Below are 20,303 nucleotides of genomic sequence, written 5' to 3'. Positions count from 1 at the left end.
AGGTCGCTCGCCAGCACGCCAAGGTGGCGGACCGGCGCCGGGACTGGCACCACAAGGCTTCCACGCAGATCATTCGCGACAACCAAGCGGTGTACCTGTGCCGGCTGTCGATGCAACGCCGCGCACCGCGTAAGGTCAATGGCGTTGGCATAAGCGGTGCGAGGAGTCCGAGGAGGTCGGGATGCCGAAACCGGTGGTCCCCGAGGAGAAGCGACGGCGGCGCCGCCCCACCCGGAGCGGCACCGTGCTGTCCGAGACACTGATCGTCGACGCCGCGCTGCGCCTGCTGCGGGAGCACGGCAGCGCGGGACTGACCGCCCGCCGCCTCGGCCTGGCGCTCGACTGCGACCCGAGCGCCCTCTACCGCTACTTCCGCGGCATGGACGACCTCACCCTGGCGATCGGCGACGCCCTCATCGGCCGGGCGCTGGCCGGCTGGGAGCCGACCGGGCGGTGGCGGGCCGACCTGCGCGAGATGGGCCTGCGCATCCACTCCGCGTACGTCGCGCATCCGCAGGCCGCGGTGGTGACCGCCAACCGCGTCTCCGGCCGGGCCAACGAGCTGGCCGCCGACGAGGCCGTCCTGGGCGTGCTGCGCCGGGCCGGTTTCCCGCTGCCCGACACGGTGCGGATCTACCACGCCTTCGTCGACCAGACCCTCGCCTTCGCCGCGCTCGACGCCGCCTCCCTGGCCCTGCCGAGCGCCGCCCTGCGCGCCGACGAGGAGATGTGGCGCTCGACCTACGCCCGGCTGCCCGCCACCACGCATCCGCGCATCGCCGAGGCGGCGCCCCTGCTCGCCACCCGCATGGTCACCAGCGCCTACCCGACGGCCCTGGACATGCTGCTCGACAGCGCGGCGGCCCAGCTGGACCGCGTGCGCGGCAGCGGGCCGGATCCGGGTGGTCCGAGGTCCCGGCCGGTGCTGCGACACTGAACAGCGCACAGATGGATGTAACAAGCAACCAGGAAGCCCGTGGACACCAGCGAGAGCACCGACGGCAGCACCGCACCGCACAGCGACGCCCCGGACCCGTCAAGAGCCGGCCGGCGCGGCTGGCGCCGCTGGGCCATGGACACCCGGCCGCTGCGCCGCCCCGCCTTCCGCCGGCTGTGGTCCTCGACCATCGTCACCGCGGTGGGCAGCCAGCTCACCGCCGTCGCCGTGCCCAAGCAGATCTACGACATCACCGGATCCTCGGCGTGGGTCGGCTACGCCAGCCTCGCCGGCCTGGTCCCGATGGTCGTGTTCGCGCTGTGGGGCGGCGCGGTCGCGGACACGATGGACCGCCGCAAGCTGCTGCTGATCACCAACAGCGGGATCGCCGTCACCTCGGTGCTGTTCTGGTTGCAGGCCGTGGCCCGGTTCGACTCGGTCGTGGTGCTGATGGTGCTGCTCGCCGTGCAGCAGGCCTTCTTCGGGCTGAACTCCCCGGCCCGCAACGCCTCCATCGCCCGGCTGGTCCCGGCCGAGGAACTGCCCGCCGCCAACGCCCTCGGGTCGACCGTCATGCAGACCGGGCTGGTGGCCGGGCCGCTGCTGGCCGGCGCGCTCATCCCCGTCATCGGGTTGCCCGAGCTGTACCTCATCGACGCCGTGGCCCTGTGCGTCACCGTGTGGGCGGTGCTGCGCCTGCCCGCGCTGCCGCCCCTGGCCGGATCCGCCGTGCGCCGCGCGGGGGTGCGGGAGATAGCCGACGGGTTCCGCTACATCTCCGGGCACAAGGTGCTGCTGCTGTCGTTCCTCGCCGACATCATCGCCATGGTCTGCGGAATGCCCCGCGCCCTGTTCCCGCAGCTCGCCGCCGAGACGTACGCCCCCTACGGGGAAGGACTCGCGCTCGGCCTGCTGTTCGCGGCCATCCCGGTCGGCGCGGTGATCGGCGGGCTGTTCTCCGGCACCTTCTCCCGGGCGCGCCGGCACGGCTGGATGGTGATCGGCGCGGTCACCGCCTGGGGAGCGGCCGTCACCGGGTTCGGGCTGAGCCGCAGCCTGTGGTTCGCGGTGGTTTTCCTGGCGGCCGCAGGAGTCGCCGACATGGTCTCCATGGTGTTCCGCGGCGCCATCCTGCTGTCCGCCGCCACCGACGAGATGCGCGGCCGTATGCAGGGCGTCTTCACGGTCGTCGTCGCGGGCGGCCCGCGCCTGGCGGACGTCCTGCACGGCACGGTCGGCTCGGCCTTCGGCCCGCGCGCGGCGGTGGCCGGCGGCGGCCTGCTGGTGGTCGCCCTGATGCTGGGCCTGGCGGCGGCCGTCCCGGCGCTGCGCCGCTACCGGATCTGACCCACCGGCGACCGGATCCGGCGGCCCGGGACCCTGTCGTCCTAGTGGGGACGCCGGGGGATGGTGTACTGCTCCAGGAGCTTGCCCCGGGTCATCTCCAGCCGGTGGGCGAGGATCTCGGCGACGGTCCGCACCAGCGACAGCCCGAGCAGCGGATCCTCCACGGACAGCGCGAGGACCGCCGAGGCGTCGAACTCGTAGGCGCGGACCTGACTGTACGCCTCCGCCCCGAAGTCCCACTGGTACGGCGGGAACAGCCAGGACCAGCCGAGCAGGTCGCCCGCGCCGAGGGACGCCACCGTCACCTTGCGGGTGGGCGTCACCTGCTGGTCCAGGTGCACGGCGCCGGAGCGGATGACCCAGAAGCGGTCGGCCGTGCCCCCCGCCTCGAAGATCCTCGTGTCCTCGGGGAAGGAGACCTCCCGCGCGACCTCCATCAGGCGCTCGCGCTGTTTCTGGGGGAGGGCGGTCAGCAGTTTTATCGCTTTGGTCATGACCCGAAGCTCCTCGCCGGCGATGGTTTCCGCGCATGTGCCTCCTCCCCATTTCAGCCGCTGCGGGTCCCCCGGGCACCTCGGCGGAGGCGACTTCTAATCGTCTGCTCACCGTGAGGAGGGCTGTCGGGCCGACCCGCGCTGGAAGGTGGCGTACAGCAGCCACAGCGAGGGGACCAGCAGCACCGCGCCGACGCCCAGCGACACCAGGACCGCGGCCAGCACGGAGGCGTTCGCCGCGGCCTGCGGGACGGTGGTGCCGCCGACCAGCATGGCCGGGTACTGGGCCGCGCCCCACGCCCACAGGATCGCCGCGACCGCCAGGGCGGAGGCCCCGCGGGCGGCCACGAAACGCCGTCGGGCCAGCAGGCCCAGACCGGCGAGGCCGGCCACCGCGCTGACGACCACCAGCGGCAGCGCCCGGTGGGTCAGCCCGTGGAACAGCGCCGGGGCGTCCGCGTGCAGCACCGCGATCCCCGCCAGGGCCACGACACCGGCCGCCTGCCCGCTGAGCACGCCGTCGCGGGCGAAGGCCGCCGCCAGCTCGGGCCGGCCTTCGCGGTCCGCGTCGGCGCACAGGTACACCGCCGCCAGGTGCGCACAGGTCACCACGGCCAGCACCCCGCCCAGCAGCGACGTCGGGTTGAGCCAGCCGGTGATCACATCGCCCGCCGCGAGCCCCGGCGGCACGCGCCCGGAGGCCACACCACCGGCGACCGTGCCGAGGAAGAACGGGGTGAGCAGCGAGGACAGCGCGAAGCACGCCCCGAACAGCCGCTGCTGCCACAGCTCGGTGCTGGCCTTGCGGAAGGCGAAGGCGGCGCCCCGCGCGATGATGCCCAGCGCCGCCAGCGTCAGCGGGATGTACAGCGTGGACATCACGGCGGCGAACACCGGCGAGAACGCCGACCACAGCATCACCACCACGAAGATCAGCCAGACGTGGTTGGCCTCCCACACCGGCCCGATGCTGTGCTCGATCAGTCCGCGCCGGGCCCGCCCGCGCTCGGCCCCGCCGGCCAGCAGATCCCACACCCCGGCGCCGAAGTCGGCACCGCCGAACAGGGCGTAGCAGGTCAGCCCCAGCCACATCACGGCGAGCGCCGCGTCCGCGAGCACGGTCACCTCCAAGGGGGCGTACGGCGGGGCCCGGGCGGGCCTCACACGACGGGATACCGGCTGACGTCCGCCTCCTGCGGAGCCTGCGGCACCGGGGTGCCCCGGGCCAGGCGGCGCAGGACGTACACGGTGGCCGCGGTCATGGCGGCGTACACCACCAGCACCAGCCACAGGCCGGTCATCAGTCCCGGGGCGGGGTTGACGGCGTCCCGCACGCTCATCACGCCCCACACGATCCACGGCTGCCGGCCCAGTTCGGTCACGGTCCAGCCGCACTCCAGCGCCACCACCGCGGCCGGGCCGGCGACGGCGGCGAGCGCCAGGAACGCGCGGGGCGTGCTCAGTTCCCCGCCGGTACGGCGGCGGTGCCACCACTGCCACAGCAGCCATACGCCCAGGAACAGCAGGAAGAAGCCGATGGCGACCATCAGGTCGAAGGCCCAGTGCACACCGGTGACCGGCGGACGCAGAGCGACCGGCACGCGGTCCAGGCCCCGGACGACGGTGCCGGGGCGGTAGCCGACCAGCAGGGACAGCCCGTCGGGGATCTCCAGGCCGTACTTCAGCCCGTCGTCGCCCGCGACACCGCCGATGGTCAGCGGGACGTGGGAGCCGGTGCGGTACACGCCCTCGATCGCGGCGAGCTTGGTCGGCTGGTAGTCGGACAGGAAGCGCGCCGCCCAGTCGCCCACGACGATCTGGAACGGGGTCACGATCGCGCCCAGCGTGAACGGGATCAGGAACCCGGCACGGTGGTAGGCGTCCCGGCGCCCGCGCAGCAGGGCCACCGCGTACACGGCGGCGGCCAGGAACGAGGCCATCATGAAGGCCGCGAGGATCATGTGCACGGTCTGCGGGGGACTGGCCGGGTTGAGCATCGCCGCCCACGGGTCGACGTGCACGACCTTGCCGTCGCGCAGGGTGAAGCCGCGCGGCTGGTTCATCCACGCGTTGGCGCACACCACGAAGAACGCCGACGCGGTGCCCGCGACGACGATGGGGATGCCGGTCAGCAGATGGCGGCGGGGCGGCAGCCGGTCCCAGGCGTAGAGGTAGATCCCGAGGAAGATCGCCTCCAGGAAGAAGGCGATGCCCTCCAGGGCGAACGGCAGCCCGATCACCTGGCCGAACCTGCCCATCAGTCCGGGCCACAGCAGCCCCATCTCGAAGCTGAGGATGGTCCCGGAGACGGCGCCCACCGCGAACAGCACGCCCATGGCGCGTGCCCACCGGCGGGCCAGCAGCCGGTGCGCCGGATTTCCGGTGCGGATGCCGTACCACTCCGCGAGCAGGGTCAGTACCGGCAGCCCGACCCCGAGGCAGGCCACGACGATGTGCCAGGCGAGGGAGAACCCCATCTGCGCCCGCGCCGCCGCCAGGTCTCCTTCCGACGCCCGGCGGACCGCGTACACGGCGAGCACCGTCGGCCCGGAGAGCAGAGTGCGCATCACGAGGACTGCCAGTACCCGGCTGAGGCGGCCCGAACCTGGATCCTTCGCCCATCTCCGAGCGAAGGCATGAAAAATCCCTGGCTGGACGGGGGAAACCAGCCAGGGCCGTATATGGCGGCGTGCGGGGGACGTCTCTGGTCGGCCCCGTCGCCGGGTATGCATGAACCGTAAACCACCTCGGGTCGTTCCGCGCCGCCGGGACCTGGCCACGTGAGCGGACTCACTGCACCCGTCAGCCCCGCTCGGCGTGCCGGCCCGGGGCCAGGATCTCGTCCAGCACCCGCAGGACGGCCTCGTAGGTCAGGACGCGTACGGCCGCCTCGCGCGCGGCGTCCGGATCGGTCGCCCCGAGGGTGTCGCGGCGGTCCCGCCATCGGCGCTCCTCCTGCACCGCACACGCCCTGGCGCGCTGGATCCGCCGCAGCAGTTCGTCGGAGTGCACCACATCGGTCATGTCCTGCACCTACCCGCTTCCGCGCCCCGCGATGACGGCTCGAAGCGGCCGGTATGGGAGAAGAACTACGCAAAGCGGAGTTTGTCGCTCCCGCACCCGGGCAGACGGAATCTCGTGCTTCGGACCGGAGGCGCGTCAGCGGAAGCTGTACCTGCTGCTCCGGGAGGTCTCCAGACGGACCGGACGGCACCACCTCTTCCGCGGTCAGTCCCTGAAACACCGTTCAGGAGCCATTCCGCATGCTCATCGACATATCGACAGGCCGCCCCGACGTCCCCGCGGATCAGGCGGCGCCCGCCCGCCGGCCGCACGACGACGCCCCCGACACCGCCGCCCTCTTCCAACGCCTCGCCGCCGCCGGGGACGGTCCGGAACGCGAGGCCGTCCGAGACGAACTCGTCAGCGCGTGGCTGCCCATGGCCCACCGCATCGCCGGCCGCTTCCGCGACCGCGGCGAGTCCATCGAGGACCTGCGGCAGGTGGCGGCACTCGGGCTGGTCAAGGCGATCGACCGGTTCGACCCGGATCGCGGCGCCTTCGAAAGCTACGCCGTGCCGACCATCACCGGCGAGGTCAAGCGGCACTTCCGGGACCGGATGTGGGCGCTTCGGGTGCCCCGCCGCGTCCAGGAACTGCGCAACAAGGTCCGGGTGGCGCGCCGCGAACTCACCCAGAACCCCGGCAGCCCCGAACCCTCGGTCGCGGCGATCGCCGCGCACACCGGGCTGACGGAGGAGGAGGTCAACGCGGGGATGGAGGCGATCGACAGCTTCAGCACCCTGTCCCTGGACGCCGAGCTGTCGGCCGGCGGCGACGGCTACAGCCTCGCGGACAGTCTCGGCGCGTCGGACTCCTCCTACGACACCGTCGTCGACCGCGAGTCGGCCAAGGAGGGGCTGCGCCGGCTTCCCGAACGGGAACGCGCCATCCTCTACATGCGCTTTTTTGAGGACATGACACAAAGCCGTATCGCGGACCGGCTCGGCATCTCCCAGATGCACGTCTCCCGGCTCATCAGCCGCAGCTGCGCCCGCGTGCGCGACGAGGTGCTGGCGGAACGGGCGAACCGCTACGGCGACGGACCGCGACCGGAACCCACGACGTGAAGCACCGCCCTGGTCCTGGCTCGTGCCGTCGGCCCGCGCCGCCGGTCGCGCGTTCCGCGTCTGAGCGGGCGTACGCGGGGAACACGGAGCGAATGAACGAAGACGAGCTTCCGCCCGACGGCCGGGCCGTGGAGGTGTATCTCGATCTGCTCCGCGTCCGGATGCCCGAGGAGGACTACGAACTGCTGCTCGACGTCGTCGACCCGGTTCTGCGGGCCATCGACGAACGAGGTGTGCCCTCCGCCGACTTCCCGCTGGAGGGCGCCCAGGCGCAGGGCCTTCCCCAGGAGATACGGGACGAGGCCGCCCTGGTCATCGCCACCGCGGTCACCGGCAGGCTGGACAACGAGCTGGTCGTCCTCGACATCGAGGAGACCGGCCCGGTCCGGGTGGTCACCGACGCGGCGACCGCCGCCGACCCGGCGCGCCTGACCGAGATCGCCGACTACATCCGCGACCGGCACCGGGAGACCGAGGAGCTCCGGGGCATCGCCGAAGCCAGCGACATGCCCACCGACTTCTGACCACCGACTTCTGACCACGTGACGGGCCGGGCCGCGCCCCGGCCCGTCACGGCGCGGGTCTCGACACCGGGATGTCCAGCGGGCGGGCCAGGCCGACCACCGCCTCGTCCAGGCGCTGGAGGTGCCGCAGCACCCGGTCGGTGATGCGGCCGTACCGCGGGACGCCGGGCGCCCCGTCCGGCTCCAGCAGCGAGGCGATGCTCGGGCCCCGCTCGACCTCCGTGGTGGTGGGCTCGTCGGCCGCGTGCGCGCGGATCGTCTCGATGTTGCGTGTGATCCGGGCACAGGCCTGGCGCAGCCGGGGATCCGCGGCGATCGACGGATGGGTGGGCAGCAGCTCGGCGGTCGCCGCGAGCGACCGCGCGTGGTAGGCGCAGGTCTCCAGCAGCGCCACGACGTACTGGGCGGTGTTGCGGCGTGCCCGCAGTGGGGTGATCGGATGCGTCAGCGGCTGCGTGGCCGCCCGCAGGTCGCCCAGCGCCCGGTCCAGGTCGCGCGCCCGGTCGAGCAGATCGACGGCCGGGCCACCGCTGAGCTGTTCGACGGCGGCGGCCGTGACGTCCGTCAGCCGCTCCAGCACCTTGCCGAGCAGCTCGTTCGTACGGCGGTCGGTGTGCACCGGCAGCACCAGCGCGGCCGCGATGATCCCGCAGACCGCCCCGAGCGCCGTCTCCTCCACGCGCAGCACGAGCACCGCCGCGCTGTACCTGTGCAGCAGCGTGTACAGCAGTCCCAGCGCGGCGGTGACGAAGAACGACATCAGCGTGTACGACACCGGGGCCGTGTAGAACATCGCGAAGACGAACACCAGCACCAGGGCCAGCGCCGTCCACGTGTGCGGCCCGACCAGCCCGGCCAGCACGATACCGGCCACCACGCCGAGCACGGTGCCCACCAGACGGCGGTAGCCCTTGACCAGGATCTCGCCCGTGGACGAGGTGTTGATGAAGACGATCCAGCAGGTCAGCACCGCCCAGTACCAGCGCTGGCTGGAGAGGAACTCGCCGCCGACGATGGCCAGCGACGAGCCCACCGCGACCTGCACGGCCGCCCGCGTGGTGGGCCGCCGCCACCCGGTCGGGACCTGCTCCTCCCGCTCGGCCTCCTCGGCTCCCTCGATGGCGGCGTTCTCCGCGTCCAGCTCCTCCCGGGAGCGGACCGTCGCGGGCGCGTCGTCGGACTCGTCCTGCGGACCGTCCAGCGCGATCCGCAGCCCCATCACGGCCCGCGCGGTCTCGCCGATTCCGCGGAAGACGTCCTGCACGGCGGGCGAGGCGGGCGGCAGGTTCCCCTCGTCGCGGTAGCCGAGGAGCCGGTTGCGTACGTGCGCCAGCGCGGTCCCGCCGCCCTCCCCGACGGGCCGCAGCACGAGCATCGCCAGCGCCCGCAGGTCGCGGCGCAGCGTCTCGGTCGCCTCGTCCCGCACCGGCAGCCGGCCGCTGGAGGGGAGGGACGCGCCGGGCAGATGGAGGGTGAGCGTGTCGGTCCGCTCGGCGCTGCGGGCGTTCAGCAGGAGCAGCCCCAGCCGCTCGGCGGCGATCTCGGCGTCCGCGATCCGGCGCTGCACCAGCCGCGCCACGGCCTCGTCGGAGGTGCCCTCCGCCAGCCTGGACTGGATCATCATGGCCGTCTCGTGCAGCCGGGCCGTGCCCTCGCGCACCGACTCCAGGACCTTCTCCACCTCGTCCGGACCGGCGTCCAGCAGCTCCAGCTGGGCGGTCACCAACTGCGCCAGACGCACCCGGAACGCCTCACGCAGCCGTTGCAGGACGCCCGCCGGCGTCTCGTACACGATCACGAACCGGACGAGGGCGCTGGAGGCGAACGCGACCGCGATGACACCGTAGAGCCAGGGCAGCGCCGACGCGGTGGCGCCGACGAACAGGGACATGAAGTAGAGCTGGAAGCCGATCAGGCCGAGCGCGTTGCCCCGGTCGCCGAACCGGCGGCTGTAGACCGCGCAGAAGATCAGGACGACGAAGAAGACGTCCCCGGCCACCACGTGCCGGTTGAGCAGCGCGCCGAGCGAGACGGACACCAGCGCCACCGGAAGACCGAGGGCGAGCGTGACCGCCTGCTGCGAGCGCTGCTTCTCCCGGATGGCGAAGGTGGCCGCCATCGACGCGATCGCCCCGGCCACCAGATGCGTCACGGGCACGCGCAGCACGCCGAGGACGGCCAGCGTCAGCGCGATCGAGCCCGCCGTCCGCGATCCGGCGGCCAGCCGCAGCAGGCCGGGATCGGACGCCGTGAAGCGATCACGCAGCCGCGACCGGACCGGCCTCTGTGCTGCTCCCACGCCGCCGTACCCTCCCGTTCGTTCACCCTATGATCCGCCCGACCAGCATGGCATGCCACGGCCGGACCGCCCGTCGCGGCCCGGCCGTACCCGGAGGGAGAGGCCCCGCCCCGTGTCACGTCTGCCGGGGACGGGCCCGCTCGACGTGCTCCCGCACCTGCTCGGGCGTCATGTACGCGTCGGTGTACTCGAAGTCCTTCAGCTTGGCGGGCTTGCGGGCCTGGAATCCGGTGCGTACGAAGTCGTCCCCGGCGACCGCGTTGAGCAGCCAGTTGGTCGCGACCCTGGTCTTGGCGACGTTCGTGCGCAACGCCCCCAGGTGGTAGCCGCGGGCCACGGCCTGGGCCGGGACGCCGCGCAGTTCCACGCCGAGCGGTTTGGAGACCGCGTCCGCGCCGCCGAGGTCGACGACGAGGCCCAGGTCCTTGTGCTCGTACGGCCGCAGGGGCTGCCCGTGCAGCGTCGCGATGACGTTCTCCGCGACCCGCCGGCCCTGCCGCGTGGCGTGCTGCGCGGTCGGCGGGCACACCGCGCCGTCGCCCTTGGCCAGGTCGGGTACGGCGGCGGAGTCCCCGAGTGCGAACACCCCGTCGTGGCCGGGCAGGCACATCTCGGCGGTCACGGCGAGCCGGCCCCTGACCGTCTCCGCGCCGAGGGTCGCGATGAGCGGGCTGGCCACCACGCCCGCGGTCCAGATCAGGGTGCGGGTCGGCACCACCCGGCCGTTGGTGAAGGTGACCTCCTCCGGTCCGGCCTTCGCGATGGACACCCCGAGCGAGATCTCGATGCCCCGGCGGCGCAGCACCTCCTGGGCACTGCGGCCCAGCTTGTCGCCCAGCTCCGGCATCAGCTTCGGCGCGATGTCGATCAGATGCCACTTGATCAGCGCCGGGTTCAGCCGTGGGTAGCGCTTGACTGCGGCGTGCGTCAGGCGTTGCAGGCACGCCGCGGTCTCGGTGCCGGCGTACCCGCCGCCGACCACCACGAACTGGAGCCGCGAGGCGCGCTCGGCCGGGTCCACGCTGGCGTCGGCGAGGTCCAGCTGGGTGATGACGTGGTCGCGGATGTAGGCGGCCTCGGCCAGCGTCTTCATGCCGAAGGCGTGATCCAGCAGCCCCGGGATGTCGAACGTCCGGGTGACGCTGCCGGGGGCAAGCACGAGGTAGTCGTACGGCTCGTCGACGACGCGGTCGGTGAGCGTGCGGATGACGCACACCTTGGCCTTCAGGTCTACACCGACGGCCCCGCCCGGGATGATCCGGGTGCGGTACTTCTTGCTGCGGCGCAGGGAGACGGCGACCGACTGGGGCGTCAGCACCCCGGAGGCGACCTGGGGCAGCAGCGGCAGATACAACTGGTAGGACTGCGGCGTCACCAGGGTGATGTCCGCCTCACTGGGGGAGAGCCTGCGCTCCAGACGGCGGACGCACGCCACGCCGGCGAAGCCTGCGCCGACCACCAGGATCCTGGGTCGTGTCACGATGTTTCATCCCTTCGGGGGGCTCCGGCGGCTGCATCGACGTCCTTGCGTCTGCCCGTGGACGGCTGCTTCGCACCTCACCGATCCATCGAGTGCATCGAGCACCACGATGCCCCCACCGGGCCGCGCGCGCACCGGACGCCGCCGCCCCCGCCGCCCGGTACGCGGCCGGACGACAGGGGCCGCCCGGCGGGTTCCCGGGATCCCGTGCCGTATCGGGCCCGTTCAGTGAAGCGCCCGAGGGCGGCCAGGGCGCGTTCGTCCCGGCGGGCGTCCGCCGCGCGGCGCTACCGCAGGTGGCCCGCGTCCGCCGGGATCCGGTCCGGTTCCTCTCCGGCCGCGCTGCCGATGTGGCACACCAGGAGGCAGACGTCGTCGCGTTCGAAGTCGCTCAGCAGCGGGCCCAGGAGGCGGTCCGCCGAGCCGTCCAGGTCGGCGTCCAGGGACGTGTGCCCCGCGCCTGCCGACGCGATCACTTCGCCCCCGGCTCCTCCGGCTCGCGGTCCACCAGGGCCAGCGCCTCCTCGGCGCTCTGCGAGACCGGCACCGTGATGCTGACGCCCGTGAGATCGAGGATCCGCAGCACCGCCGGGGCGGGGGCGATGATGTGCACGCTGCCCTCCCGTTCCCGGGCCTCCTGGTACACCCGCAGGATGATGTTCATGCCCGAGGAGTCCATGAAGGGGACGCCGGACAGTTCCAGCAGGAAGTGCCGTCGGCCGTGATGGAGCTGGTTGGCCAGATGGGCCTGCAGCTCGGTCGCGGTGTCGATGTCCAGGTAACCCTCGACCGTGAGCAGGGCGACGTCCTGCCGCGGCAGGGTGACCTCCACTGACAGCGGGTTGTGGGCAAGGGGCACGGATACCTCCAACGAGTGCTGACGGCCGGCCAGTGCTGGCTACCCCCGTCGACGCCTTCGACGCACACGGTCGTGCACCGGTGACGTGATCCGTTTCTCATCACCGGCGACGGGCGGCACCCGCACTGCGCCCGTGCCTACCCCTGAACCGGGTCGTCATGCGTCGGGACCGGGCCGCGCCCGCTCGCCGTCAGGCGACCCGGACGCCCACGATGCAGGTGTCGTCGTCCGTGTCCGACTTGCTGTAGGTCAGCAGCCGGTCCAGCTGCTGGTCCAGGGTCCTGGGCGCCGAACGGGCCGTGGTCAGCAGGTGCCTGAGCGACTCCTCCACGGAGCGGTCCCGGCGCTCGATCAGACCGTCGGTGTACATCGGCAGCGTGTCCTGCGGCGCGAACTGCAGCTCGGCCTCCTCGTACACGGCCTCCGGCACCGCGCCCAGCAGCATGCCCCGGACCAGGGGCAGCGGCGCCGCCTCCCCGCCGCGGACCAGCACCGGCGGCAGATGCCCGGCCCGGGCCCAGCGCAGGGTGCGCCGCCGGGGGTCGTACAGGGCGCAGACCGCGGTCGCGGTCCCGGGCTGGCTCGGCCGGCTCGGCAGGTTGCGCAGGATCTGACGCAGCCGGGAGTCGTCGGTGAGCCGGTCCGCGGGCGCGCCCGCCGCGGTGGTGACCGCGAACTGAAGGCCCTTCTGCGCCGTCATCGGCTGGAACGTGGCCTCGACGTAGTCGATGAGCTGGCGCAGCGACACCCGCTCCGGGGTGACGTCCATCTTGCCCGCCTCGACCTTCGACAGGTCCAGGATGTCGTTGATCAGCTGGAGCAGGTCACTGCCCGCGGAGTGGATGACCCCCGCGTACTCGACCTGCTTCGGGGTGAGGTTGCGCGAGGGGTTCTGGGCGAGCGACTGGGCGAGGACGAGCAGGTTGTTGAGCGGGGTGCGCAGCTCGTGGCTCATGTTCGCAAGGAACTCCGACTTGTACTTCGAGGCCAGCGACAACTGCTGGGCGCGGGCCTCCAGTTCCTGCCGGCCCTGCTCGATCTGGAGGTTCTTCGCCTCGATGTCGCGGTTCTGCTCCGCCAGCAGCGAGGCCTTGTCCTCCAGTTCGGCGTTGGAGCGCTGGAGCTCGTCCTGCTGGGACTGCAACTCGGCCGAACTGCGGCGAGGCGCCGAATGCCGGGGTCGGTGACGGGTAGTTGGTGCGGTGGGACCCGACGCGCCGGGACCGTCGGCCCGAGGCTCGTGACACGTCAGCCCGGGGAGGAAGGAGCAGCGTGACCATAGACAGAATCTGGTCGTATCCGCCGCAGGTCGCTCGTACCGAGGGAGAGGACCTGACCGGCTTCACCGTCGTCGCCACCGACGGAACCGTGGGCCACGTGGACCGGGAGGGCGGCCACTCCGGAATGCGGCACCTGGTCGTGGATACCGGGGTGTGGGTGTTCGGCAGGAGCGTGCTGGTGCCGGTCGGCATGGTCGCCGGCATCGACTCCGCGGAGAGGAGGATCTCGGTGGCCTGTTCGCGCGGGCAGATCAAGGCGGCGCCCCCCTTCAGGACCGACAGCGAGACCAGGGACCCGGACTATCTGACGCGGGTGGCTGCCTACTACCACGGCCTTCCGCCGCGCGAGGCGACCAGCGCCTGAACCGGTGCGACTCGCGGGGCGGGTCCTGGCACCGGAACCGAGCCCGGACCCCGCCGCAGCCGGGGATCCGGGCTCACCACGGCAGGAAGACGTGCACGTCCTTGCCGTGATCGTTGACCACCACGCTCACCTGGTCGCACAGAGTGTGTATCAGGTGCCAGCCGATGCCGCCGCCGCCCCGGCTGGGGCGGAACGGCCGCGGGGCCGGCCGTGTGGTGCTGGTGTCGCTGAGCGTCACGTGCACCCCGTCGAAGGTGCGCCGCATCCGCAGCTCGAAGGGCCCGGGCGCGTACTGCACCGCGTTCGCCGCGAGTTCCGTGACGACCAGCAGGATGTCGTCCCAGTTCTCGGGTGCCGCCGGCCGCGAGTGCCGTGCGACCTCGTCGAGGAACTCCTCCGCGGCGAGCCGCGCACCCGTGACATGGTGCAACTCACCCGCGAAGCGGGCGGTGCGGCTCGGAATGCCCTCGCTGGCCAGTGTGTCGTCCCCACGCGGCTCGAATGCCATCTCGCCTTCCGGCCCGGACTCGTCTGCCGGGCTGTCGTCCTTTCTTTCCTCGCGTCCCACTGTCTTGTTCCCAAGGGCGCGGAGCCTACGCTTGGGCTTCGCGGGCAGCGGAATGCAGGTGGCAGAAGGCGGGCAAACGTGCTTCCGGCCCGCGTCAGCGGAAGACGTTGTCGGAGTCGTCCCAGTCGGCCATCGCGTCGTGCGGGGTGTCCCGGCGCGGGGAGCGGCTCCGCGCCTGGTACATGGTGTCGATCTCGAATGCGTAGTGCCGCGCTACGGCGTCCCTGCGCAGCTTCATCGACGGTGTGAGCAGCCCGCTGGCCACGTCGAAGGGCGCGGGCAGCACCCGGAAGACCCGGATGGACTCCGAGCGGGAGACGGCGCTGTTCGCGGCGGCGACCGCCCGCCCGATCTCCTCCCGCAGCGCGTTCTCCTCGCGCGCCTCGCGCCCAGGCGCGTCACCCTGCAAGGCCAGCGCCGCACGCCACTGGGCCAGGAACTCCGGGTCCAGGGTGATCAGCGCGCCCACGCACGGCCGGTTGTCGCCCACTACCACCGCCTGGTGGATCAGCGGATGCATCCGCAGCCGCTGCTCCAGCGGGGCCGGAGCCACGCTCTTGCCACCGCTGGTGATGATGATGTCCTTCTTGCGCCCGGTGATCGTCAGATAACCGTCGGTGTCCAGCTTCCCGACGTCCCCCGTGGCCAGCCAGCCGCCGCGCAGCGCGGCCCGGGTCGCGGCCTCGTCGCCCACGTACCCCTGGAACACCGACGGCCCCCGCACCAGTATCTCGCCGTCGTCCGCCACCTCGATGGCCGTGCCCGGCAGGGCCTTGCCGACGGTCCCCGACTTCTCCCGGCCCAGCGGCTGCATGGTGATGCCGCCCGCGGTCTCCGTGAGGCCGTATCCGTCGTGCACGTAGATGCCGATGCCCTCGTAGAACAAGGAGAGTTCGCGGCTGAGCGGGGAGCCGCCGGAGGTGGCGCGGACCACCCTGCCGCCCAGCGCGGCCCGCAGTTTGCGGTACACCGTCCGCTCGTACAGGGCATGTTGCAGCCGAAGGTCGAGCCCGGGGCCCGGGCCCCGGCCCAGCCGCTGCCGCTCCAGCGCCGCGGCGAAGTCCCGCGCCGTGTCGGCCGCCCGCTCGAACAGCGCGCCGCGGTTCGCCTGCCGGGCCGTGCGCAGGGCGTTCTTGTAGATCTTCTCGAAGACGGAGGGCACGGCGTAGAAGTACGTCGGCCTGAACGTGCGCAGCGCCGACGTCAGCGCCTCCTCGCCCAGCTCCGGTTCGTGGCCCATCAGGATGCCGCCGCGGATGCACAGGCCCTGGATCATCAGCCCGTACACGTGCGCGAAGGGCAGGAAGGCGAGCACCGACGCCTGCTCACCGGGCGGTGCGGCGGTGTGCCCCCAGCCGGCCAGCAGCGTGTCGCAGGGGCTCGCCAGCGCGCGGTGGCTCAGCGCGCAGCCCAGGGCGTGACCCGTGGTGCCGGAGGTGTAGGCGATCGCCGCGGTCGCGTCCGGCAGCACGATCCGGCGCAGCGAGTCCACCGTGGTGGGCGGTATCACCGCTCCCCGTTCCACCAGGTGCGCCAGCGCCCCCGCGTCCAGCTGCCACACGTGCCGGAGCCTGGGCAGCGCCGCGCACACCGGTCCGACCGTCATCACGCCCTGCTCGTCCTCGACGACGACGGCCACGCACTCGGAGTCCCGCAGGATCCACTCGACCTGTTCCCGCGAGGAGGTCGGGTAGATCGGGACGACCTCGGCGCCGACCGCCCACAGCGCGTACGCGAGGACCGTCCACTCGTACCGGGTGCGGGCCATGACCGCCACCCGGTGGCCGGGCGAGATCCCGGCGGCGACCAGCCCCCTGGCCAGGCCGGTCACCTGGTCCCGCAGCCCCACGGCGGTCACCTCCTCCCACACCGGGGAGGAGGGGTCGGCGCGGCGCGCGAGCACCGGCAGAGTGGGACGGGTCTCCGCGGTCTCGAAGACGCTGTCGGCGAGCCCGCCGGTCAGCGGGGCGACGGTGGACGGAGCGAGGGCGAAGTCGTGCATGCGCTGCTCCTGGGGTTTACGGGAGTGACTTCCGCCGATGAGTGACGTGGTCGACGCGGATCGAATGTAGCCCAGGTCAGCGCGTCACGGGCCCCGAACCGGGAAGTAGCCCCGTTTCCCCGGCCCCGGCCCGCTCAGGCGGGGTACGGAGTCAGCCAGAGCGTGGCGAGCGGTGGCAGCGTGAGCCGGATGTGCCCCTCCTCCGGTCCGAGCGGTTCTGGGTTGGTGACGTCGCCGCCGCCGTAGCGGGCGGCGTCGGTGTTCAGGACCTCGCGCCATGCGGTGACCTCGTCCGGTACGTCCAGGCGGTAGTCCCGGCGCACCACGGGGGAGAAGTTCGACACCGCCAGCAGCGGGGCGCCGGCCGCGTCGTGGCGCAGGAACGCGTAGACGTTGTCGTCGCCGGCGTCCACGGCCACCCAGCGGAAACCCTCGGGCCGGGTGTCGCGCTGCCACAGGGCCGGTGTGGCCCGGTAGAGCGTGTTGAGGTCGCGCACCAGGTCCTGCACCCCGCGGTGGTCGCCCGCGGCGCAGTGGTCCTCGTCGAGCAGCCACCACTCGGGCCCGTGCTGCTCGGAGAACTCGCCGCCCTGGGCGAACTCCTGTCCCATGAAGAGCAGTTGTTTGCCCGGGTGGGCCCACATGAAGCCCAGGTACGCGCGGTGGTTCGCGCGTCGCTGCCACCAGTCGCCGGGCATCTTCGACACCAGCGCCTGCTTGCCGTGCACCACCTCGTCGTGCGAGATCGGCAGCACGTAGTTCTCGCTGTAGGCGTACACCATCGCGAAGGTCATCTCGTGGTGGTGGTACTTGCGGTGCACCGGCTCCTTGCTCATGTACTGGAGCGAGTCGTGCATCCAGCCCATGTTCCACTTCAGCCCGAAGCCCAGGCCGCCGCGGTCGGTCGGCGTGGTCACCCCGCCCCAGGCGGTCGACTCCTCGGCGATGGTCACCACGCCCGGGGCGCGCCGGTACACGGTGGCGTTCATCTCCTGGAGGAACGTCATCGCGTCCAGGTCCTCCCGGCCGCCGTACGCGTTGGGCGTCCACTGGCCGGAGTCGCGCGAGTAGTCCAGGTAGAGCATGGAGGCCACCGCGTCCACCCGCAGGCCGTCGACGTGGAACTCCTCGCACCAGTACACGGCGTTCGCCACCAGGAAGTTGCGCACCTCCGTGCGGGCGAAGTCGAACTCGTACGTCCCCCAGTCGGGGTGCTCGGCGCGCTGATCGTTCCCCGGCTCGTACAGCGGGTCCCCGTCGAAGCGGGCCAGCGCCCAGTCGTCCTTGGGGAAGTGCGCCGGTACCCAGTCCATGATCACGCCGATCCCGGCCCGGTGGCAGGCGTCGACGAAGTACCGGAAGTCGTCCGGCGAGCCCAGGCGCGCGGTCGGGGCGTAGTAGGAGGTGACCTGGTAGCCCCACGACGGTCCGAAGGGGTGCTCGGCCACCGGCATCAGTTCCACGTGCGTGAAGCCCATGTCCTTGACGTACGCGGGCAGTTGCTCGGCCAGTTCCCGGTACGTCAGCCCCAGTCGCCAGGAGGGCAGGTGGACCTCGTACACCGAGAACGGCGCCTCGTGCACCGGGGTGTCCGCGCGGTGGGCCATCCACTCCTGGTCGCCCCACTCGTGGTGGGCGGCCGTCACGACGGACGCGGTGGCGGGCGGCACCTCGGTGCGCCGTGCCATCGGGTCGGCCTTGAGGAACCGGCCGCCGTACTGCGAGGTGATCTCGAACTTGTACTTCGTGCCCTCCCCGATCCCGGGCAGGAACAGCTCCCACACGCCCGCCGCGCCCAGCGAGCGCATCGGGAAGGCGGTCCCGTCCCAGTGGTTGAACTCGCCGGCCACCCGCACGCCCCGGGCGTTCGGCGCCCACACCGTGAACCGGGTGCCCGGCACGCCCTGGTGGGTCATCGGCTCCGCGCCGAGTGCCCGCCACAGCTGCTCGTGCCGCCCCTCCCTGATCAGGTGCAGGTCCGGCTCGCCGAGGGCGGGGAGGAAGCGGTAGGGGTCGTGGACCTCGTACTCGTCCTGCCCGTAGGCGACCACCAGGGTGTATGCGGGGATCGCGGCCAGGGGCAGCACGGCCGAGAACAGGCCGTCGCCCTCGGAGACGAGCGGGGTGCGCTCGCCGTCCACGACCACGCTCACCGCACGGGCGAAGGGGCGCAGCACCCGCAGGGCGATCCCGCCCGGCACCGGATGCGCGCCGAGCAGCGCGTGCGGGTCGTGGTGGGCGCCGGACAGCAGGCGCACACGGTCGGCGGGATCCAGCGGCGGGGCCGTACGGCCCTGTACCGCCGCGGGCAGGACGGGGCCGGACGGCTCGGGAAGTGACGTGTCGCGCAGTGCCATCGGTTCAGCCTCCTCTCACGGCGAGACGTTCGATCGCCGCCATCGGTACGGCGAGCCAGTCGGGGCGGTGCCGGGCCTCGTACAGCACTTCGTACACGGCACGGTCCGTCTCGTAGGCCCGCAGCAGGGCGTGTTTCTTACGGGGGTCCCAGCCGGCCCGGGAGGCGTAGCCGGCGCAGTACGCCTCCCGGCAGCGGCGCGCCCACTGCGGGCGCCAGGGGCGGCGCTGGCGGGCGGCGTAGTCGAAGGAGCGCAGCATCCCCGCCACGTCCCGCACCGGGGACTCGGGGATGCGGCGCTCGGCGAGCGGACGCGACGGCTCGCCCTCGAAGTCGATGACGAACCACTCGCGCCCGGCCCGGAGCACCTGGCCGAGGTGCAGGTCGCCGTGGACGCGCTGGGCGGGCGGCCCGGCGTCGCAGCTGGCCAGCGCGGCGAACGCGGTGCGCAGCCGGGTCGCGTACGGCCGCAGCGCGGCGACGCTGTGCGCGGCGGCCTCCAGGTGCTCGGTCATCGTCGCGGCGGTGCGCGCGATGTCCTGGTGGGCGCCGGCGGGAAAGGCGCCGGCCAGCGCCAGGTGGACCTCAGCGGTCGCCTGCCCCAACTGGTGCGCCTGGACGGTGAAGTCGTCGCCGGTGGCCAGGGCCCGCAGGGCCAGCGTCCAGCCGTCGGCGGCGTCGCGCAGGAACGGCTGGAGCACCCCGAGCGTCGCCGGCTCCGGTTGCGTGGTGCGGAACCAGGCCACCGGAGCGGGTACCCGGGTGCAGTCCTGTCCGGCCAGGGCCCACGGGACCTCCAGGTCCGGGTTGACGCCCGGCTGGATGCGGCGGAACACCTTCAGGATGAACTCGTCCCCGTACACGATCGAGGAGTTGGACTGCTCGGCGTCCAGCAGCCTGGGCACCAGGGCGCCGGGGATCAGTACGGACGGGTCCGCCTCGAAGTGCAGCGGGCCGAAGGCGCCCGGGTGGCGCATCCGCTCGAGGAGCAGCTGTGCCGAACGCGGGTCGCACAGCGCGTCGTAGATCGCGAGGCCGGCCAGCGGACCCTCCTCGGGACGGCCGATGAACGCCCTCCGCAGGCGCGGGAGCAGCTCCTGCCGTACACCGAGCAGCAGTTGGTAGCAGTCGGCGGGCGGTGCGGCGGGTGTGCCGGTGGGGGAGGGGACCGTGCCGGGACCGGAGGGGACGCCCGCGTGCTCGGCGTGGACCAGCAGATGCAGACAGCCCGGGAACAGCTCCGTCATCGACAGCAGACGCAGGTCGGTGACGGGCCGGTCCTTGCCGGCGAACCAGCGCTGCCGTGGCAGCCATTCGCGCAGCAGCGAGCCGAGCGAGGCCATGGGCCCGGCCGGGCTTGCGGTGCTCGGCATCAGCGATGCGGTCTTCGGCATGGTCACGCCTCCTTTCGTCGGCCGCACGCTCACCCGCGTCGGCCGGTCCGGGATGCGACTTTGGCGGTGAGCCGGAACCAGTAGAAGCCGTGGCCCGCCAGGGTCAGCAGGTACGGGAGTTCACCGATCGCGGGGAAGCGGACTCCGCCGATGAGCTCGACCGGGTGGCGCTCCTGGAAGGCGCTCAGGTCGAGTTCGGTGGGCTGGGCGAAGCGGGAGAAGTTGTGGACGCACAGGACCAGGTCGTCCTCGTACTCCCGCAGGAAGGC

18 protein-coding genes and 2 pseudogenes are annotated in these 20,303 nt (G+C 72.4%); 5 read left to right on the top strand and 15 right to left on the bottom strand.

Annotation, left to right across the window (positions count from 1 at the left end):
- The first annotated feature begins 181 nt into the window (after positions 1-181).
- Both ACFY4A_RS41230 and ACFY4A_RS41225 read left to right on the top strand, forming a co-directional pair.
- Positions 182-937 (top strand): TetR/AcrR family transcriptional regulator, encoded by a 756-nt coding sequence (locus ACFY4A_RS41230; protein WP_390834452.1) that lies wholly within the window; start codon positions 182-184, stop codon positions 935-937.
- Positions 938-976: 39 nt separating this feature from the next.
- The gene (locus ACFY4A_RS41225) at positions 977-2,284 is read left to right on the top strand and encodes an MFS transporter (RefSeq protein ID WP_390834451.1); all 1,308 of its coding nucleotides are present in this window, start codon (positions 977-979) and stop codon (positions 2,282-2,284) included.
- Between the two features lie 41 nt (positions 2,285-2,325).
- Here the strand turns inward: ACFY4A_RS41225 and ACFY4A_RS41220 are convergent, their stop codons facing one another.
- The 4 genes from ACFY4A_RS41220 to ACFY4A_RS41205 all read right to left on the bottom strand — a co-directional run bounded on the left by ACFY4A_RS41220 (position 2,326) and on the right by ACFY4A_RS41205 (position 5,802).
- The gene (locus ACFY4A_RS41220) at positions 2,326-2,778 is read right to left on the bottom strand and encodes a cyclic nucleotide-binding domain-containing protein (RefSeq protein WP_390834450.1); all 453 of its coding nucleotides are present in this window, start codon (positions 2,776-2,778) and stop codon (positions 2,326-2,328) included.
- A gap of 108 nt (positions 2,779-2,886) precedes the next feature.
- Positions 2,887-3,897, bottom strand: coding sequence for a cytochrome d ubiquinol oxidase subunit II (locus ACFY4A_RS41215; RefSeq protein ID WP_390834449.1), 1,011 nt, complete (start codon positions 3,895-3,897; stop codon positions 2,887-2,889).
- A gap of 41 nt (positions 3,898-3,938) precedes the next feature.
- Positions 3,939-5,345: a cytochrome ubiquinol oxidase subunit I gene (locus tag ACFY4A_RS41210; RefSeq protein WP_390834448.1), complete on the bottom strand. Its 1,407-nt coding sequence runs from the start codon at positions 5,343-5,345 to the stop codon at positions 3,939-3,941.
- Positions 5,346-5,580: 235 nt separating this feature from the next.
- Entirely contained in the window at positions 5,581-5,802 is a 222-nt protein-coding gene (locus ACFY4A_RS41205; RefSeq protein WP_390834447.1) for a hypothetical protein, read from the bottom strand.
- A gap of 239 nt (positions 5,803-6,041) precedes the next feature.
- Here ACFY4A_RS41205 and ACFY4A_RS41200 point away from each other — a divergent pair, with 239 nt between their 5' ends.
- Together ACFY4A_RS41200 and ACFY4A_RS41195 are read left to right on the top strand one after the other, a co-directional pair.
- Positions 6,042-6,908: an RNA polymerase sigma factor SigF gene (locus ACFY4A_RS41200; RefSeq protein ID WP_390834446.1), complete on the top strand. Its 867-nt coding sequence runs from the start codon at positions 6,042-6,044 to the stop codon at positions 6,906-6,908.
- 92 nt (positions 6,909-7,000) lie between these two features.
- Positions 7,001-7,432: a hypothetical protein gene (locus ACFY4A_RS41195; RefSeq protein WP_384441570.1), complete on the top strand. Its 432-nt coding sequence runs from the start codon at positions 7,001-7,003 to the stop codon at positions 7,430-7,432.
- A 46-nt stretch (positions 7,433-7,478) separates the two neighbouring features.
- On the opposite strand, the gene ACFY4A_RS41190 is transcribed toward ACFY4A_RS41195, so the two are convergent.
- The 6 genes and pseudogenes from ACFY4A_RS41190 to ACFY4A_RS41165 all read right to left on the bottom strand — a co-directional run.
- Entirely contained in the window at positions 7,479-9,731 is a 2,253-nt protein-coding gene (locus ACFY4A_RS41190) for an FUSC family protein (protein ID WP_390834445.1), read from the bottom strand.
- A 115-nt stretch (positions 9,732-9,846) separates the two neighbouring features.
- Positions 9,847-11,211, bottom strand: coding sequence for an NAD(P)/FAD-dependent oxidoreductase (locus tag ACFY4A_RS41185; RefSeq protein WP_390834444.1), 1,365 nt, complete (start codon positions 11,209-11,211; stop codon positions 9,847-9,849).
- A gap of 287 nt (positions 11,212-11,498) precedes the next feature.
- A complete protein-coding gene (locus ACFY4A_RS41180; protein ID WP_390834443.1) occupies positions 11,499-11,687 on the bottom strand; it encodes a hypothetical protein in 189 nt (62 codons plus the stop codon).
- Positions 11,684-12,070 (bottom strand): STAS domain-containing protein, encoded by a 387-nt coding sequence (locus tag ACFY4A_RS41175; protein WP_390834442.1) that lies wholly within the window; start codon positions 12,068-12,070, stop codon positions 11,684-11,686. Before ACFY4A_RS41175 ends, ACFY4A_RS41180 begins: the two co-directional genes overlap by 4 nt.
- Before the next feature lie 190 nt (positions 12,071-12,260).
- Positions 12,261-12,632, bottom strand: a pseudogene (locus ACFY4A_RS41170) (PP2C family protein-serine/threonine phosphatase); the annotation flags it as partial.
- A gap of 27 nt (positions 12,633-12,659) precedes the next feature.
- Positions 12,660-13,223 (bottom strand): annotated as a pseudogene (locus ACFY4A_RS41165) (sensor histidine kinase); the annotation flags it as partial.
- Positions 13,224-13,342: 119 nt separating this feature from the next.
- Here ACFY4A_RS41165 and ACFY4A_RS41160 point away from each other — a divergent pair.
- The gene (locus ACFY4A_RS41160) at positions 13,343-13,714 is read left to right on the top strand and encodes a PRC-barrel domain-containing protein (RefSeq protein WP_390834440.1); all 372 of its coding nucleotides are present in this window, start codon (positions 13,343-13,345) and stop codon (positions 13,712-13,714) included.
- A 73-nt stretch (positions 13,715-13,787) separates the two neighbouring features.
- Here the strand turns inward: ACFY4A_RS41160 and ACFY4A_RS41155 are convergent, their stop codons facing one another.
- The 5 genes from ACFY4A_RS41155 to ACFY4A_RS41135 all read right to left on the bottom strand — a co-directional run.
- A complete protein-coding gene (locus tag ACFY4A_RS41155; RefSeq protein WP_390834439.1) occupies positions 13,788-14,222 on the bottom strand; it encodes an ATP-binding protein in 435 nt (144 codons plus the stop codon).
- Positions 14,223-14,376: 154 nt separating this feature from the next.
- The gene (locus ACFY4A_RS41150; protein WP_390834438.1) at positions 14,377-16,284 is read right to left on the bottom strand and encodes an AMP-dependent synthetase/ligase; all 1,908 of its coding nucleotides are present in this window, start codon (positions 16,282-16,284) and stop codon (positions 14,377-14,379) included.
- Between the two features lie 134 nt (positions 16,285-16,418).
- Positions 16,419-18,641, bottom strand: coding sequence for a 1,4-alpha-glucan branching enzyme (glgB, locus tag ACFY4A_RS41145; protein WP_390834437.1), 2,223 nt, complete (start codon positions 18,639-18,641; stop codon positions 16,419-16,421).
- 4 nt (positions 18,642-18,645) lie between these two features.
- Complete coding sequence (locus tag ACFY4A_RS41140; RefSeq protein ID WP_390834436.1) at positions 18,646-20,034, bottom strand: maltokinase; 1,389 nt, start codon at positions 20,032-20,034, stop codon at positions 18,646-18,648.
- Positions 20,035-20,063: 29 nt separating this feature from the next.
- On the bottom strand, positions 20,064-20,303 hold a 240-nt coding region (locus ACFY4A_RS41135), incomplete at its 5' end, for an alpha-glucosidase C-terminal domain-containing protein (protein ID WP_390834435.1).

Source organism: Streptomyces sp. NPDC001292 (assembly GCF_042896465.1).
In the GTDB taxonomy this organism is placed as follows: Bacteria; Actinomycetota; Actinomycetes; order Streptomycetales; family Streptomycetaceae; genus Streptomyces.
Note: the sequence above shows the minus strand (reverse complement) of the source record. Positions and strands in the feature narration are given on the sequence as shown.